Origin of the sequence: Variovorax sp. LjRoot84, assembly GCF_964254305.1 — a bacterium.
Taxonomy (GTDB): Bacteria; Pseudomonadota; Gammaproteobacteria; order Burkholderiales; family Burkholderiaceae_C; genus Variovorax.
In genome coordinates, this window is sequence record NZ_CAXUTE020000001.1 from 234,568 (window position 1) to 249,924 (window position 15,357).

General features: G+C 68.5%; 16 protein-coding genes. 6 read left to right on the forward strand and 10 right to left on the reverse strand.

Features of this window, described 5'->3' with window-relative positions:
* Position 1: 1 nt before the first annotated feature.
* From ACSQ9I_RS01240 to ACSQ9I_RS01255, 4 genes are read left to right on the forward strand one after another with little or no spacing between them, the layout of a single operon-like run.
* Complete coding sequence (locus ACSQ9I_RS01240) at positions 2-508, forward strand: ester cyclase (RefSeq protein WP_436302403.1); 507 nt, start codon at positions 2-4, stop codon at positions 506-508.
* Positions 509-515: 7 nt separating this feature from the next.
* Positions 516-1,316 (forward strand): SDR family NAD(P)-dependent oxidoreductase, encoded by an 801-nt coding sequence (locus tag ACSQ9I_RS01245; RefSeq protein ID WP_436312020.1) that lies wholly within the window; start codon positions 516-518, stop codon positions 1,314-1,316.
* A gap of 33 nt (positions 1,317-1,349) precedes the next feature.
* Entirely contained in the window at positions 1,350-2,423 is a 1,074-nt protein-coding gene (locus tag ACSQ9I_RS01250; RefSeq protein WP_436312021.1) for a hypothetical protein, read from the forward strand.
* Between the two features lie 38 nt (positions 2,424-2,461).
* Positions 2,462-3,784, forward strand: a complete 1,323-nt coding sequence (locus ACSQ9I_RS01255) for an MFS transporter (protein WP_436312022.1) — start codon at positions 2,462-2,464, stop codon at positions 3,782-3,784.
* On the opposite strand, the gene ACSQ9I_RS01260 is transcribed toward ACSQ9I_RS01255, so the two are convergent.
* Genes ACSQ9I_RS01260 through ACSQ9I_RS01295 form a run of 8 tightly spaced genes read right to left on the reverse strand, consistent with a single transcriptional unit; the run spans position 3,769 to position 11,056 of the window.
* On the reverse strand, positions 3,769-4,242 hold the full coding sequence (locus ACSQ9I_RS01260; protein WP_436312023.1) for a hypothetical protein: 474 nt from the start codon (positions 4,240-4,242) through the stop codon (positions 3,769-3,771). The genes ACSQ9I_RS01255 and ACSQ9I_RS01260 overlap by 16 nt on opposite strands.
* A 9-nt stretch (positions 4,243-4,251) precedes the next feature.
* Positions 4,252-5,166, reverse strand: a complete 915-nt coding sequence (locus tag ACSQ9I_RS01265; RefSeq protein WP_436312024.1) for a glutaminase — start codon at positions 5,164-5,166, stop codon at positions 4,252-4,254.
* Between the two features lie 19 nt (positions 5,167-5,185).
* Positions 5,186-6,346 carry an ATP-binding protein gene (locus ACSQ9I_RS01270; protein ID WP_436312025.1) on the reverse strand — a complete coding sequence of 387 codons (1,161 nt, stop codon included), beginning with the start codon at positions 6,344-6,346 and terminating at the stop codon, positions 5,186-5,188.
* A 42-nt stretch (positions 6,347-6,388) separates the two neighbouring features.
* Positions 6,389-7,318 carry a DMT family transporter gene (locus ACSQ9I_RS01275; protein WP_436312026.1) on the reverse strand — a complete coding sequence of 310 codons (930 nt, stop codon included), beginning with the start codon at positions 7,316-7,318 and terminating at the stop codon, positions 6,389-6,391.
* Complete coding sequence (locus ACSQ9I_RS01280) at positions 7,315-7,842, reverse strand: BON domain-containing protein (RefSeq protein ID WP_436312027.1); 528 nt, start codon at positions 7,840-7,842, stop codon at positions 7,315-7,317. Before ACSQ9I_RS01280 ends, ACSQ9I_RS01275 begins: the two co-directional genes overlap by 4 nt.
* A 31-nt stretch (positions 7,843-7,873) precedes the next feature.
* Entirely contained in the window at positions 7,874-9,280 is a 1,407-nt protein-coding gene (locus tag ACSQ9I_RS01285) for an amidohydrolase family protein (protein WP_436312028.1), read from the reverse strand.
* A 20-nt stretch (positions 9,281-9,300) separates the two neighbouring features.
* Positions 9,301-10,053, reverse strand: coding sequence for a TSUP family transporter (locus ACSQ9I_RS01290; RefSeq protein WP_436312029.1), 753 nt, complete (start codon positions 10,051-10,053; stop codon positions 9,301-9,303).
* Between the two features lie 16 nt (positions 10,054-10,069).
* A complete protein-coding gene (locus ACSQ9I_RS01295) occupies positions 10,070-11,056 on the reverse strand; it encodes a Bug family tripartite tricarboxylate transporter substrate binding protein (protein WP_436312030.1) in 987 nt (328 codons plus the stop codon).
* A 127-nt stretch (positions 11,057-11,183) separates the two neighbouring features.
* On the opposite strand from ACSQ9I_RS01295, the gene ACSQ9I_RS01300 reads away from it, so the two are divergent.
* The gene (locus ACSQ9I_RS01300; protein ID WP_436312031.1) at positions 11,184-11,903 is read left to right on the forward strand and encodes a GntR family transcriptional regulator; all 720 of its coding nucleotides are present in this window, start codon (positions 11,184-11,186) and stop codon (positions 11,901-11,903) included.
* Positions 11,904-11,915: 12 nt separating this feature from the next.
* Here ACSQ9I_RS01300 and ACSQ9I_RS01305 read toward each other — a convergent pair whose 3' ends face one another.
* Both ACSQ9I_RS01305 and ACSQ9I_RS01310 read right to left on the reverse strand, forming a co-directional pair.
* A complete protein-coding gene (locus tag ACSQ9I_RS01305) occupies positions 11,916-12,425 on the reverse strand; it encodes a flavin reductase family protein (protein WP_436302415.1) in 510 nt (169 codons plus the stop codon).
* A gap of 64 nt (positions 12,426-12,489) precedes the next feature.
* Positions 12,490-13,719 (reverse strand): nucleoside recognition domain-containing protein, encoded by a 1,230-nt coding sequence (locus ACSQ9I_RS01310; RefSeq protein WP_436312032.1) that lies wholly within the window; start codon positions 13,717-13,719, stop codon positions 12,490-12,492.
* 94 nt (positions 13,720-13,813) lie between these two features.
* Between ACSQ9I_RS01310 and ACSQ9I_RS01315 the strand changes: the two genes are divergently transcribed.
* Positions 13,814-15,355 carry a phospholipase D family protein gene (locus ACSQ9I_RS01315; RefSeq protein WP_436312033.1) on the forward strand — a complete coding sequence of 514 codons (1,542 nt, stop codon included), beginning with the start codon at positions 13,814-13,816 and terminating at the stop codon, positions 15,353-15,355.
* Positions 15,356-15,357: the final 2 nt, after the last annotated feature.

Sequence of the window (15,357 nt, forward strand, 5' to 3'; positions counted from 1 at the left end):
GATGAACAACCCCACACCACTCCAAGCGCTGCGCGAGCGACTCGTGCTCGACCATTTCGCCGACGAAACCCGGCAGGACTTCGATGCCGTGCTCGGCACCTTCCCGCATCCGCACTACGAGCTCATCGCCAGCGGCGAGGTCCACGACGGCATCGACAAGGTGCGTGCGTACTACGCCGAGACGCGCAAGGCCTTTCCCGATCAGCGCCACGAGATCATCCGGCTGCGCCACGCCGACGATTCGGTGGTCGTCGAGTTCTGGCTGCTGGGCACCCATCGCGGGCCGCTCAAGGGCCTGCCGCCGACGGGCAATGCCTTCCGCTGCCGGATGGTCGCGTTCTTCATCTTCGAGGGCGAGCGGCTGGTGTGCGAGCGCGTCTACTACGACACGCTCAGCATGCTCCGGCAGCTGCTGGTCGGCATGCCGAGTGCGGCGCTGCCGGGTTTGATCGGAGCGCTGCTCGGCCAGCCCCGGGCCGAGGCGGCGACTGGGGCGGCGCTGGCCTGATCGCGCCATGAACGCAATCGATCTCAAGGAGCGCCATGCCGTCGTCACCGGCGGCGCGCGCGGCATCGGGCTGGCCATTGCACGTCGTTACCTGGAGGCCGGCGCGAGCGTCGCGCTGTGGGACCTCGAAGCCGGCGCACTCGCCGAGGCCCGTGAGCTGCTGGCGCCGCTCGGGCGGGTGCACACTGCGGTGGTCGACGTGCGGCAGGAGGCGCAGATCGAGCAGGCCGCGCAAGAGGCGCACGAGGCCTTCGGCGACGTGCACATCCTGGTCAACAACGCGGGCGTGCTCGGCCCGGTGGCGCCGAGCTGGGACTACACGCCGGCGCAATGGCGCGAGGTGCTGGACATCAATCTCACGGGCGCGTACCTCTGTTGCCGTGCGCTGGTGCCCCCCATGCGGGCCGCGCGCAGCCGCGAGCCAAAGCGGGACCCGGGCGCACCGGCGAGGCAGCGCGTGATCAACATCGCCTCGGTGGCCGGCAAGGAGGGCAATGCCTTCAATGCCGCCTACTCGGCATCCAAGGCCGGGCTGATCGCCTTCACCAAATCGCTGGCCAAGGAGCTCGCCGGCGACGGCGTGCTGGTCAACTGCATCACGCCGGCCTCGGCCGACACCGCGATCTTTGCCGGCGTTCCGCCCGAGCACCGCGAAGAGATGCGCAGCGTACTGCTGGCGCGTGTACCGATGGCACGCTTCGTCGAAGTCGACGAGGTCGCCGCCATGGCCTGCTGGCTCGCTTCGGCCGACTGCTCCTTCAGCACCGGCGCCGTGTTCGACATTTCGGGCGGGCGCTCGGCCTACTGAGCGGCACCGGATCAAGAAAAGAGGAGACAAGCCATGATCCGCGATCCCCATCGGATCGGCCTGCTGCCGATCACCGACTTCGACGGCGCCCGCAGCGCGCCGATGCCGCAGGACCGGCTGCGTGCGCTGCGCCATCGCGGCGCACAGTTCCGCGAGCGCTTTCTCGACGAAGCGCCGGTGCGTTGCGCGCGCAGCGTCGACCTGCTGCGCATCCCGTATCCGGCCTGGTACGCCTTCAGCGGCGTGTATGCGCAGCTGCTGCTGAAGCCGCACATGGTCCACCTGCTGTCGCGCACCGTGTTGATCCAGTTCGAGGACTTCGAAGGCCAGCTTCGCACGCTGCTCTTCACGCCGGCCGACTTCGAGGCCGGCGGCGAGACACCCTATTTCAAGCGGCTGAGCGAGCAGACGCCGAAATTCCTGCACAGCACCATCGCACCGATCTATTCGACCGTGCCGCAGGCCCTGGCGAACATGGGCGTGGCGCCGGCGCAGATCGACTACATCAGCTATGACCACCTGCACACGCAGGACCTGAGGCGTTGGCTCGGCACCGGCACGACGCCGGGCCTCATGCCCAACGCGAAGCTGCTGGTGCATCGGCAGGAGCTTGCGAGCGTGCAGGGCTTGCTGCCCGTGCAGGCCGACTGGTACTGCCCGCACGGGCTGGACGGCATTCCGGCCGAACGCATCCTCGGCTTCGAGGGCAGCGTGCAACTGGGCCGCGGCGTGGCGCTGGTGCATACGCCCGGCCATACCGAAGGCAACCATTCGCTGGTGTACCGCACGCCCGACGGCATCCGCGTGAGCAGCGAGAACGGCGTGTCGGCCGACAGCTGGGCGCCCGAGCATTCGCGCCACAACGGCATTCGCCGCTACGCTCTTGCCACGGGCGCGGAAGCGATCCTCAACGGCAACACGCAGGAAGGCAGCAACGACCAGTACCTCTCGATGGTGCTCGAGAAGACCATCGCCGGCGCCTCGGCCACGCACGAGTTCAGCAACGTCGTGCCGTCGAGCGAGTGCACGCCGCACTGGCTGTTCCCGGGGGCGCCCGCGAGCCACCTGTGGGGCGAGACCGCCTTTGGCACGCCGGTGGCGGCCTGAGACGCGCGCACGAAACACGACAACAAAGGAGAAACCCGATGAACACCGCAACCCTCGCCGGCTCCCCCACCGGCGCCCCGCACGAAATGGCGGCGCGCGCCGACGACGCGCTCTTTCGCAAGATCACCTGGCGGCTGATCCCGCTGTTGTTCGCGTGCTATGTCCTCAACTACCTGGACCGCACCAACGTCGGCTACGCGCAGTTGCAGATGAAGGACCAGCTGGGCTTCAGCGATGCGATCTTCGGGCTCGGCGCCGGCATCTTCTTCGTCGGCTACGCGCTGTTCGAGATTCCGAGCAACCTGATGCTGGCGCGCATCGGCGTGCGCGCGACGCTGCTGCGCATCATGGCGCTGTGGGGGCTGACTTCGGCCGCGATGATGTTCGTCAGCACGCCCACGCAGTTCTACGTGCTGCGCTTCCTGATCGGCGTGTTCGAGGCCGGCTTCGCGCCCGGCGTGCTGTTCTACCTGACGCTCTGGTACCCCTCGCGCCGCCGCGCACAGGTCACGGCGCTGTTCTTCATGGCCTATGGCGCCGCGCCCATCGTCGCGGGGCCGATCGCCGGGCTCACGATGACCTATCTCGACGGCGCTCTCTCGCTCAGGGGCTGGCAATGGCTGTTCCTGCTGGAGGGCCTGCCGAGCGTGCTGCTGGGCATCGCGGCCTTCCTCTGGCTTTCCAACAGCCCCGCCGATGCGCCCTGGCTCAGCGGCGCCGAAAAGCTGCGCGTGCTGCGCACGCTGGAGGAAGACCAGGCCGCGCAAGGCTCGGCCGGGCGCCAGACCATCGGCAGCGCGCTGCGCGACGCGCGCGTGTGGCTGCTGGGCTTCATGTCCTTCCTGATCATCCTGGGCAGCTACGCGCTGGCGTTCTGGCAGCCGACGATGATGAAGGCCATGGGCCTGAGCGTGCTGCAGATCGGCTTCTATTCCATCGTGCCTGCGGTGGTCGGCATCGCGTCAAGCATCCTGGTCGGCCGCCATTCCGACCGCACGCGCGAGCGACGCTGGCACTTTGCGGTGGCGGCAGTCGTCGGCGCGCTCGGCTTGTCGCTCACCACGCTGTTCATGCACAACCCGCCGGCCGCGGCGGGCATCGGCAGCGCCTTCATCATCCTGTGGGCGGTGCCCGGATCCTTCCTGTCGAAGAACGCTGCCGCCACCGGCATCGCGCTGATCAGCACCGTGGGCGGGAGCGCGGGCATGGTGGCGCCGATGATGGTCGGTGTGATCAAGACCGCGACCGGCGGCTTCGGCTTGAGCCTCTACATCCTGAGCGGCGCGCTCGTGCTGTCGGCGCTGTTGATGCTGCTGGCGCTGCCGAGGAGCGCGCTGCCGCAGGCTCAGCGCGGTTTCTGAAAGTCGCCTTCGATCCACGCCGCCGCGCTGTCGGCATGGAGCTTGAAGCCCGGGGCCACGCGCACCTCACCCAGCTGCGCGCCGAGTTCGTCGTGCGCGCGGAGCACGGCATGCGGGTTGTCCTCGTCCGGCACGATCTGCAGCGAGACGCGGATGCGCTCCGACCCCGCGCCGACGCTCACGCTCTTGTTGAGCTGCGCATGCAGCTGCTGCTCGTGCCGACGCAGCACCTCGGCAGCCGTCTTGACCAGCGTGTGGAAGGCCGGCGCATCGAGCGGCTTGGGATTCTTCTTGTCGCGGCCCATGGTCCAGGGCCCGACCAGCGCCGGTTCGGGGTCGCCGTGGCGCGTCATCGAAACGGCCCAGCCGTCGTCGTCTTCGTTCTTGATCACGCGGGCGGTCCAGCGCTCGTCGCTCCAGAGGGTGGCTTCTTGAATGAGGGGGGTCTGTTCTGTCATGGGGGTGGGTCAGAAGATGGAAAGGCCGGTGCGCGCAACGAAGAGTTCGAGCGCCTTCATGCCCAGCAGCGAATTGCCCGTGGCATCGAGCGCGGGCGACCAGACGCACAGCGTGAGCTGGTCGGGCACCACCGCGACGATGCCGCCGCCGACGCCGCTCTTGCAGGGCAGGCCGATCGAGAAGGCCACGTCGCCGGCGGCGTCGTAGGTGCCGCAGGTCAGCATCAGTGCGTTGATGCGCCGCGCATGGCGCTCGGTCGTGATCTCCGGCTCGCCGTCGCGTGGGTGGGCGCCGTCGCGGCACAGGAAGCCGGCGGCGCGCGCCAGTTGCACGCAGCTCATGCGTATCGCGCACTGGTGGAAGTACATGTCGAGCACGGCCTCGACGCCGTTGTCGAGCTTGCCGAAGCTCTTCATGAAATTCGCGAGCGCGTAGTTGCGGTAGCCCGTCGCGGCCTCGGAGGCTGCCACCTCGGCATCGAAGCCGATGGGCTCGCCGCACAGGTTGCGCATGAGTTCGAGGATGTCGGCCTTGGCATCGCCCTGGCTCACGAGCCGGTCGGCCACCGCGATGGCGCCGGCATTGATGAAGGGATTGCGCGGTCTGCCCTGCTCATGCTCGAGCTGCACCAGCGAGTTGAATGGATTGCCCGAAGGCTCGCGGCCGATGCGCTCCCACAGCGCGTCGCCCATGCGCCGCATCGCGAGCGTGAGCGTGAAGAGCTTGGAGATGCTCTGGATCGAGAAGGGCGTCGCAGCATCGCCGGCAGATGCCTCCTGTCCCTGGCAGGTTCGCAGCGCGATGCCGAACTGCTGCGCCGGCACGCGCGCGAGCGCGGGGATGTAGCTGGCGACCGTGCCGCCGGCGCCCAGCAGGGGGCGGATTGCGGCGTTGATCTCGTCGAGGATGGGTTGGAAGTTCATGAGCGTGGGCGTGACGCATTCATTTCGGTGGATTCTGCAGTCGCTTCCACGCAATGACCGGCCAGTCGCTGCGCATCTGGGCCGTCTCGCCGCCATAGACAACACTGCCGCCTTCCAGCGCATCCGGAAATAGCGCAGAAAACCCCGACAGCCCCCTGAAGTAGTCGGAGTTGACCGTGGCGCCGGCCTTGATCTCGACCGCGCGGAATCGACGTCCGGATGGCAGCAGCAGATCGACTTCGTTGCCGGTGGCGTCGCGGTAGAAATACATCTCCGCCGTCTCGCCGCGGTTGAAACGCGATTTCAACGCCTCGATGACCACGAAGTTCTCGAACAGGCTGCCGAACAGCGGATCGCGCGCGACCTGTTCCGGCGTACGCAGGCCGAGCAGCCAGCACGCCAGCCCCACATCGTGGAAGTAGAGCTTGGGACTCTTGACCAGACGCTTCGATGTGTTGGTGAACCAGGGCGGCAGGACGTGCACGATGTAGCTGGTCTGAAGCAGGTCCAGCCAGGCTCGCGCAGTCGCGTGCGAGACGCCGGCATCGTTGCCCAGGCTCGTCAGGTTCACGAGCTGGCCGATGCGACCTGCGCACAGGCGCACGAAGCGCTCGAAGCGTTGCAGGTTGTGCACGGCAGCCAGCTGGCGCAGATCGCGTTCCACGTAGGTCGCAAAGTAGTCGCCGAGGGCCTGCGAAGGATCCAGGCCGCGGTCGTGGATGCGCGGATAGAAGCCCGTAAGCAGGGTCTGTGGAAGTTCGGGAACGGGATGGATCTGTGCGACTTCCGCGAGCGAAAACGGCAGCAGGCGCAGCACGGCCGTTCGGCCCGCCAGCGACTGGCTTACGCGCGACATCAGTTCGAATTGCTGGCTGCAGGTCAGGATGAAACGGCCCGGCGACGCATCCTCGTCGACCAGCGATTGCAGATAGGACGGCAGTTGCGGCGCGCGCTGGATCTCGTCGACGATGGCGCCGGCTTCGATGCCCTTCAGAAAGCCGCGCGGATCTTCCTGCGCAAAGCGGCGGGTGTCAGGGTCTTCCAGCGTGACATAGCGCTTGCCGGCGAACAGCTCGCGGCACAACGTGGTCTTGCCGCTTTGCCGTGGACCCGTGAGGGTGAGCACCGGGTACTGCTGTGCCAGGCGTGCGGCCAATGGGGCGATGTCGCGCGGGATCATGCCCCGATTCTAGGCAGGTCGTGCAAATTGAAGAAATTTTCTTCAGTTTGCACGACCCATTGATTCAGGCCTTTCCTTCACGCCCGCGCGTCGGTTCACCAGCACGATACCCAGGGCCACGCCTGCCAGCGCCAGCACCAGCTGCAAGGTCAGCGGCTCCTTGAGCAGCACCACGCCGAACACCAGCGCGAACAAGGGCGTGAGAAAGGTGAAGGACGAGATGCGCGTCGCCGGATAGTGCCGGAGCATCCACATCCAGGCCAGGTAGCTCGCGAAGGCGCCGATCGCGGTCTGCAGGAAGATCGAGAACCAGGCGTAGGTGGAGTATGAGAAGCCCCACCGCTCGCCGAGCGCGAGCGACAGCAGCGGCGAGACCGCCGCGGTGACCGCGATCTGATAGAAGAGCGTCTTCTCGGCGCTGGCGGTGGCGAGCCGGGTGGTGCGGATCGCGAGCGTCGTCAGCCCCCACAGCACGCCGGCCGCGAGCGCGAGCGCGTCGCCGAACAACTGGCCCGAGCTGCTGTGGCCGAAGCTCTCGCTGAAGGCCAGCACCACGCCGGCGAAGGCGATCGCAAGCCCGATCCATTGCATGCCGCGCAGCCGCTCGGCCGGCACGAAGCGCGGCAGCAGCAATGCCACCACGAAGGGCGAGGTATAGAGAAACACCGTGAGCCGCGAGGCGGTGGTGTGCTGCAGCCCGACGTAGATGCAGGTGAACTCACCCGCGAACAACAAGCCCGCGAGCAGGCCGCCGGCGAGCGTGCCGTCGCGCTCGAACAGCGGCACGCGGCGCCACAGGCACCACAGCCAGAGAAGCACCACCGCGCCCACCATGCGGATCGATGCCTGCCACAGAGGAGGCACCTCGGTCACGGTGGTCTTGATCAGGATCTGCTGCAGTCCCCAGAAAGCGCAGCAGGCGAGCAGCAGGGTGGTGGCACGGGTGTCGAGGTGGTGTTTTCTTTCGATCATTCTTTTCTTCTGGGACTTGTCTCTGTTCTGGGTGGGGCAAGCGCATACGAGGGCTTGCCGTGCGTGCCGATCATCAGGTCGTCGACGACGAGCTCGACATCGGGCACGGCGCGCGCCGCCTGCGTCAGCCGCTGCGCCAGCGCGCGCGATGGCACGCAGCCTTGCAGATAGACCCAGCGCCGCTGCACCACGGCCCAGACGCTCGCGCGCTTCACGCCGGGCACTGCGCCGAGCGCGGCCTGCACCTTGGGTGCCAGAACCTTGTCGTAGCGGTAGGCGTTGCTGTCGCTGCACTTGCCTTCGAGCCAGCAGCTGGTGCCGCGCTCCAGCCGCGCATGCATCTGGCTGCGGCGCTCTTCGGCGGTGTAGAGCGGGCCTTCGGGCACGGGGCAGCCGCGTGCACCCGACGACACCTGGAAGAAGGGATCGTCGAACCAGTTTTTCTTCTCGGGGCTGGCGATGGCTGCTGCGCAGGCCATGGCGAGCAGTGCCCCCGGCGCGGCGCGGCGCAGGCGTAAAGGCATGCGCCGATCGTAGCCCGCCTGCGCGATTCCTTCAGGCGGCAGCCGGGGGACGTTGCTGCGCGCGGTGCAGGTCGGCCGTGGGATGCACGCGCTGGATCGGCGCGCGCTGGACATCGCGGCGCGCAATGGCGGCCACTTCGCTCATCAGCGCGCGCGCATCCCAGTCGATCGGCCAGCCCTGCCAGAGGCGCAGCGCGCCGTTGACGAACACCGCCTCGATCTGGTCGCGGTTCGCGAAGCGCACCAGCTCCCAGCTGAGGTCCCAGCTCGGCACGAACTCCGGCACGTCGAGGTCCAGCAGCAGGAAATCGGCGGCCAGACCGCAGGCGATGCGGCCGGTGACGCTGCCCAGGCCCGCGGCCTCGGCGCCGCGGTGCGTGGCGTGGTCGAGCCAGAGCCAGCCGCCACCGCAGGAGGAGTCGCCGTTGGCCAGGCCGTGCGTCAGGCGCTGGGTGGCCTCGGCCGCGTCCATCAGCCGAAAGCCGTCGGCGCGCGTGCCGTCGGTGCCGAGGCCGAAGGGCACGCCCAGCATGGCCAGCAGGCCGGCATCGAGCACCGCGTTGCCTTTCCATTGGCTGGCCACCGGGTTGTAGGCGACGGCGGCGCCGCTGTCGCGCAAGAGGCCCATTTCACGCGGCGTCAGCAGCGTGGCATGCGCGAGCAGGGCCGAGGCGTTGAGCGCGCCGCAGGTATGCAGCAGTTCGAGCGGACGCTGGCCGCGCGCGACCAGCGAGCGTTCGACGGCAGCCAGGTGTTCGTTCACATGGGTCTGGAAGCGGCGCCCGCTTTCCTGCGTGAGGGCCGCCACGTCGTGCAGCATGCGATCGGTCGCGGCCTCCGGGATCGAGATCGCGAGCGAGGGATGCACCAGCGGGTCGTGTTCGAGCCGGGCCAGGAAGGTCGCGGCCGCGTCGAGGATGCGCCGGGTGCCGGCCTCGTCGCCTTCGAGGCCCGCGTCGTTGCAGATCATGCCGAGCACGCAGCGGATGCCGGTGTCGCGTGCCGCGCTCGCCACGGCATCCAGGCCGACCTCCGACCGGGTGCCCGCATCGACCACCGTCGTGAAGCCGCCGCGCAGCGACTCGAGCGCCGAGAGCTTGGCGGCGAGGTAGGCCGCTTCGGCACCGAGCATGGATTCCATCGGCACCCAGATGCGGCGGAAGATCTCCGAGGGTTCGCCGAAGGCAAGCGCCTTGCCGAAGGACTGGGTCAGGTGCGTGTGGGTGTCGACCAGGCCCGGCATCAGGAGCCGATGGGGCAATGCGATCGGCGCCAGGCCCGGATGCGCCGCGCTCACCTCGGCCAGCCGGCCCACCTGCGCGAAGCGGCCGTCGCGCACCAGCACGGCCATGTCCTGCTGCGGGCCCTCGGGCAGCATCAGCCATTCGGGGGCCAGCAACAAGTCCTTGCGTGTATCGAGTTGGTCAGGAGACAGCATGGTCGCTCCGTTTGAAAGTCTCAGGCCAGCAGCAGCCAGGCGAACCAGGCCCCCACGGCCAGCAGCAGCAGGGACACCATGCGCTGCATCTGCCGCACGTCGAGCAGGGCCGCGGCGCGCTGCCCCGCGATCGAGCCCGCCAGCATCAACACGCCGCAAAGCAGCGCAAGTGAAAGATCGAGCCGGCCTTCGATCGCATGCACCGTGCTGCTCGCCAGCGCCACGGGCAACTGGATGGCCTGCGCCGCGACCACCGCGAAGGCGAGCGGCTGGCGCAGCAGCATCAGGAGCGGGATCACCAGCACCGGCCCGCCGGTGCCGGTGAGTGCGGAGCCGAGCCCCACCAGCGCACCCAGCGCGAGCAGGGCCGTGGTGCCGAGAGGCGCCGCGGATGCGGGCGCCGGGTTGGATGCCGCCATCAAGCCGCGCCAGCCCGCGAAAAGCACCAACGCCGTCACGCCGGACATGAGGAGCCCGGCCGGCAGCCAGCGCAGCAGCAGCGCGCCGGCGGCGGCACCCGCGAGCGCGCCCGCGAGCAAGGGCACGCAGCGCGCGGCCAGGGTCGGCTCCCGGTGCAGCGGACCGAGCGCGACCAGCGCCGGCAGCGCGAAACCCAGCGATGCCGCGGCAATGGCTTGCGGCAGCGGCACCGCGCCCAGCTGGGTCAGCACCGGCACCAGCAGCACGCCCCCGATGCCGCTGGCGCCGATCAGCCCGCCGGCCAAGAGCACAGCCGGCAGCACGATCCAGGCGCTGGTCATCGTCATCAGCATCGGGAATCTCTCGTTGTCACTCGGCCTTGATGCCGGCGGTCTGGACCACGCCGGCGATGGTCTTGCGTTCCTTGGCCAGATAGTCGGCGAAGGCCGGGCCGGCGATCAGCTGCGGCTTGACCGCAATGTCGCCGAGCTTGCGCGCGATTTCCGGGTCCTTGAGGGTGGCGTCGAGCGCGCTCACCCAGGCCGCGATCACGGCGGGCGGGGTGCCGGCCGGGGCCAGCACGCCGAGCCACGAATCCATCTCCAGGCCCTTGAGTTCCGGCGTTTCGGCCAGCGCCGGAATCGCCGGCGCGCTGGGCGAACGGGTCAGCGAGGTGACGCCGAAGGCCTTGACCTTGCCGTCCTTGATGAAAGGCTGCGCCAGCGTGAGCGGCAGCACCGCCAGATCGACCTGGCCGCCGGCCACGTCGGTCAGCACCTGCGGCCCGGACTTGTAGGGCACGTGCACGATGTCGATGCCGGCGCGCTGCTTGAACATCTCGGCCGTGATGTGCAGCGAGGTGCCGACGCCGTCGGTGCCGAAGTTGAGCTTGCCGGGCTGCGCCTTCGCGAGCTGGATGAGTTCGGCCGCGGTGCGCGCGGGCAGCGCCGTCTTGCCGATCAGCACGAAGGGCGAGGTGCCCACCGTCGCGACCGGCACGAAATCCTTGAAGGTGTCGTAGCGCACGGCCGAGGGTGCGACCAGCGGCGCGACGTTGAGCGGGCTGGCCACCGCGAACAGCAGCGTGTAGCCGTCGGCCGGCGAGCGCGCGGCCTTCTGCGTGCCGATGGTGCCGGCCGCGCCGGCCACGTTCTCGATCACCACCGGCTGCTTGAGCAGCTCGCCGAGCTTGGCCGTGAGCAGGCGCGCCGTGGCGTCGACGCCGCCGCCGGCCGAGAACGGCACAATCAGCGAGATCGGTTTGGCAGGGTAGCCCTGGGCCTGGGCGGCACCGAAGCTGGCGCCGAGCGCCAGCGCGGCGGTGGCGGTACGAAAGAAGGCGCGGGTTGCAAACATGGTCGTTTCCTCGGTCGATGGAATGAACGGAAAAGAAAAGCACCCAGACGGTGTGAGATACTACTTGTTATTACAAGTCATAACAAGCAATGCAAACCCTATGCCAGTACAAATCCCGGGGTGAAGAATGTCTGAACTTCCGCAATCGCTGCATGCGCAGCTGCGCGACGCGCTGCGTGCGCGCATCCTCGACGGCCGGCTCGCGCCTGGCGCCAAGCTGCCTTCCGAAGCCGAACTGACGGCCGAGCATGGCGTGAGCCGTATCACCGTGCGGCAGGCTCTGGGCGCGCTGCAGGCCGAGGGCTTGATCGTCAAGCTGCACGGAAAAGGTGCCTTCGTGTCCCATCCGAAGGCGGCGCAGAGCCTGAACCGCCTGCAGGGCCTCAACGAGGCGCTGGCGCTGGAGCAGCATGCGGTCAGCAGCAAGCGGCTCGCGTGGCGCGAAGTGAAGGCGCCGGCTGCCGTGGCGCGCCAGCTGCAGCTCGCGGCCGGGGAGACGGTGTACCACCTGCAGACGCTGCGCTACCTCGACCGCGAGCCGCTCTCGGTCAACAACTCCTACCTGCCGCGCTTCCTGGGCGAGAAGCTGGCGCGCGTGGACTTCTCGCAGCGCGATCTGATCGAGGTCTTCGAGCACGAAGGGGGCCTGGAGATCGGCGAGGCGCAGCTCGAGATCGGCGCCGGCCTGGCCCGGCCGCAAGAAGCGAAGCTGCTGCAGCTCGCGCCCGGCTCGCCGGTGCTGCAGGTCGAGCGGCTGGTGCACGCGGCCGGCGGCGCGCCGGTGCATGTGGAGACCGCCGTCTATCGCGCCGACACCTTCCGCTACAAGCTCAGCCTGCGTCGCTGAGCGCTGCCCGCGCTACAGCGGATGTTCGGTATAGAAGCGCCCGCCGTGGAACAGTAAGGGCGAGGCGCCCGGGTTGTGCGTGCAGCGTTCGACCTCGCCGACGAAGATGACGTGGTCGCCTTCGTCGTAGCGGCTGCGGTTGAAGCATTCGAAGATCGCAGCCGCGCCCACCAGCACCGGCGCGCCGCCCAGGCCCTCGGTGAAGGCCACATCGGCCCAGCGGTCGACGTTCTTGGTCGCAAAGCGTTCGGCCAGGTCCTTCTGGCTGGCGGACAGGATGTTGATCGCGTAGTGCGAGCCGGTGCTGAGCGCCGCCATCGAGGCCGCGCCGCGCGCCAGGCTCCATAGCACCAGCGGCGGGGCCAGCGAGACCGAGTTGAAGGAATTGGCCGTGAGGCCGACGAGGCTGCCGTCGGCGGCGCGCGCGGTGACGATGGTCACGCCGGTCGCGAACATGCCGAGGGCCTCGCGGAATTCGTCGGACGTGAAGGAAGGCGGTTGCGCCTGGGCAGGAGCGGTCACGGGGAGGCGGGGAAGTGAAGGCCTATTCTGGCCGATCGCCTCGGACGGCGCTGTCCGGGCGGTTTCAGCCGAAGAACCAGTAGCCGACGGCGATGGCGCCGATCACCCCCGCCAATTCGGCCAGCAGCGCGCATCCCACCGCATGCCGCGCACGCTGGATGCCGACCGCCCCGAAGTACACGGCCAGCACATAGAACGTGGTCTCGGTGCTGCCCTGGATGGTGGCCGCGACCCGCGCAGCGAAGCTGTCGACGCCCTGGCTCTGCATGGTCTCGATCAGCATCGCGCGCGCCGCGCTGCCGGAGAAGGGCTTGACCAGCGCCGTGGGCAGCGCATCGACGAAGCGTGCGTCCCAGCCCGTCAGCCCTACCAGCCAGCGGATACCGGCGAGCACCATGTCGAGTGCGCCCGAGGCCCTGAGCACGCCGACCGCGCACAGCATCGCGACCAGGTAGGGCAGCAGGTTCTTCGCGACGTCGAAGCCTTCCTTGGCGCCCTCGATGAAACACTCGTAGACCTTCACGCGCCGCAGCGCGCCGGCCAGCAGGAAAACGATCACGATCCCGAACAGCGTGAGGTTGCCGAGCAGCGAGGACAGCGAAGCCAGGGCAGCGGATGAAAGCGTCGCCAGCAGCGCCATGAAGCCGCCGAGCAGCAGCGCGCCCGGCAGCAGGTAGGCCAGCACCACCGGATCCCACAGCCTGAGGCGCTGCACGAAGGCCACCGAGAGCAGCCCGACCAGCGTGGAAGCGCTGGTCGCGATCAGGATCGGCAGGAACACCAGCGTCGGATCGGCCGCGCCCTGCTGCGCGCGGTACATGAAGATCGTGACGGGCAAGAGCGTCAGCGAGGAGGCGTTGAGCACCAGGAACAGGATCTGCGCGTTGCTTGCGGTGGTCGTGCTCGGATTGAGCGTCTGCAGTTCGCGCATCGCCTTCAGGCCGATCGGCGTGGCCGCGTTGTCCAGGCCCAGCGCATTGGCCGCGAAGTTCATCGTGATGAGGCCCAGCGCCGGGTGGCCCGCGGGCACCTCGGGCATGAGGCGCCGGAACAGCGGCCCCAGCATGCGCGCGAGCCCGGCCACCAGCCCGGCTGCCTCGGCGATGCGCAGGAAGCCCAGCCACAGCGTGAGCGTGCCGAACAGCAGCACCATCACTTCGACCGACAGCTTGGCCATCGCGAACAGGCTTTCGACCAGGGCGGCGAACACCGCGGCGTCGCCGCCGACGAGCCAGCGCACAAGCGCAGCCAGCGCTGCCGTCAGAAAGAAACCGAGCCAGAGGCCGTTGAGCACGCGTATCCCTTGTTGAATGCGCGCCGATCATAGGGGGCGGTGCAGCGTTACATTGCGGCGGATGTCGAAGCTCGCGAAATTCGGCGCCGTGCTGATGCTCCTCGCTCCCGTGCTGCTCGGCGGCTGTGCCATGCTGCCCGCACCGGTGCCGGGCGTGCCGACGCACGCGATCACCGACGTCGCAGATACGCACCTGGCGCAGCTCGCCGCAAACGCTGCCCCGGCCGGGCAGTCCGGCTCCTCGGGCTTTCGCCTGCTGCCCGAAGCGCCCTTCGCCTTCGATGCGCGCATCTCGCTGGCCCGCCATGCCCGGAAGTCGCTGGACGTGCAGTACTACCTGATCCACAACGACGAAGTGGGCCTCTTCTTCCTGCGCGAGCTGCGCGACGCGGCCGCGCGCGGCGTGCGCGTGCGCCTCTTGATGGACGACCTCTACACGGGCGGCCAGGACGAGCTGCTCCTCGCGCTGGCCGCGCACCCGAACGTCGAAGTGCGGCTGTTCAATCCACTGCCTTCACGCGGTGGGTCGGTGGTCATGCGGGTCCTGTTCTCGCTGCATGAATTCGGCCGCATCAACCACCGCATGCACAACAAGCAGCTGGTGGCCGACAACAGCTTCGCGGTCTCGGGCGGCCGCAACATCGCGAGCGAATACTTCATGCGCAGCACGTCTGCGAATTTCATCGACGTGGACCTGCTGTCCTGCGGGCCCGTCGTGCACGAGATGTCCGACGCCTTCGACCGCTACTGGAACAGCGAGCAGGTGCGGCCGATCGGCAACGTGGTGCCGGGCGCGATGCCGCCCGAGCTTGCCCGGCGCCGTTTCGACGAGCTCGCAAGCGCGGCCGCGCCCGATGTGCCCCTGCGCCCGCGCGACGTGCTGGACCGCAGCGCCGTCGGCCAGCAGCTCGAGGCGGGCGCGCTCGACCTTTACTGGGCCAGCGCGCAACTGTTCGCCGACGATCCGGCCAAGATCACGCGCGCGAGCAGCGAAGAAGCCTATCGCGGCAGCGTGAACGAAGGCGCGCTCGGCGTGGTGAATTCGGCACGCAAAGGGGTGATGATCGTGTCGCCGTACTTCATTCCCGGCGAGCGTGGCATGGCGATGATGAAGACGGCGATGGCGCGGGGCGGGCGCATCGAGCTCGTCACCAACTCGCTGGGCGCCACCGACGAACCGCTGGTCTACGCGGGCTACGCGCGCTACCGCGCCGACATGCTCAGGATCGGTGTGACCATTCGCGAGATCGGGCCGGTGCTCAGCGGAAAGTCCGGCCGCTTCGGCGATTTCGGCAAGTCGATCAGCCGGCTGCATGCCAAGCTGGCGGTGATCGACGACAACCGCCTCTTCATCGGCTCCATGAACCTGGACCGCCGCTCGTCCTCTGTCAATACCGAGACGGGCTTGGTCGTCAACAGCGCCGAGCTGGTCGCGGACTTCAGGCGGCTCCTGTCAGGCGCGCGGACCAACATCTCGTACCGGCTCCGACTCGCACCCGACGGCCAGCACGTGCAGTGGCTCGAGTACGACGAGGCCGGCAAGGACATCGTCCATGATGACGAGCCGGGCGGCTACTTTTGGCTGCGCTTGCAGAACTGGATGTTGTTGCCGCTGGTGGGCGAAGAGCTGTTGTAAGG

Bases quoted from the DNA above. Each gene is read 5' to 3' on its own strand.
- ACSQ9I_RS01240 (WP_436302403.1), top strand. From the start codon at position 2: ATGAACAACCCCACACCACTCCAAGCGCTGCGCGAGCGACTCGTGCTC.
- ACSQ9I_RS01245 (WP_436312020.1), top strand. From the start codon at position 516: ATGAACGCAATCGATCTCAAGGAGCGCCATGCCGTCGTCACCGGCGGC.
- ACSQ9I_RS01250 (WP_436312021.1), top strand. From the start codon at position 1,350: ATGATCCGCGATCCCCATCGGATCGGCCTGCTGCCGATCACCGACTTC.
- ACSQ9I_RS01255 (WP_436312022.1), top strand. From the start codon at position 2,462: ATGAACACCGCAACCCTCGCCGGCTCCCCCACCGGCGCCCCGCACGAA.
- ACSQ9I_RS01260 (WP_436312023.1), bottom strand. From the start codon at position 4,242: ATGACAGAACAGACCCCCCTCATTCAAGAAGCCACCCTCTGGAGCGAC.
- ACSQ9I_RS01265 (WP_436312024.1), bottom strand. From the start codon at position 5,166: ATGAACTTCCAACCCATCCTCGACGAGATCAACGCCGCAATCCGCCCC.
- ACSQ9I_RS01270 (WP_436312025.1), bottom strand. From the start codon at position 6,346: ATGATCCCGCGCGACATCGCCCCATTGGCCGCACGCCTGGCACAGCAG.
- ACSQ9I_RS01275 (WP_436312026.1), bottom strand. From the start codon at position 7,318: ATGATCGAAAGAAAACACCACCTCGACACCCGTGCCACCACCCTGCTG.
- ACSQ9I_RS01280 (WP_436312027.1), bottom strand. From the start codon at position 7,842: ATGCCTTTACGCCTGCGCCGCGCCGCGCCGGGGGCACTGCTCGCCATG.
- ACSQ9I_RS01285 (WP_436312028.1), bottom strand. From the start codon at position 9,280: ATGCTGTCTCCTGACCAACTCGATACACGCAAGGACTTGTTGCTGGCC.
- ACSQ9I_RS01290 (WP_436312029.1), bottom strand. From the start codon at position 10,053: ATGCTGATGACGATGACCAGCGCCTGGATCGTGCTGCCGGCTGTGCTC.
- ACSQ9I_RS01295 (WP_436312030.1), bottom strand. From the start codon at position 11,056: ATGTTTGCAACCCGCGCCTTCTTTCGTACCGCCACCGCCGCGCTGGCG.
- ACSQ9I_RS01300 (WP_436312031.1), top strand. From the start codon at position 11,184: ATGTCTGAACTTCCGCAATCGCTGCATGCGCAGCTGCGCGACGCGCTG.
- ACSQ9I_RS01315 (WP_436312033.1), top strand. From the start codon at position 13,814: ATGCTCCTCGCTCCCGTGCTGCTCGGCGGCTGTGCCATGCTGCCCGCA.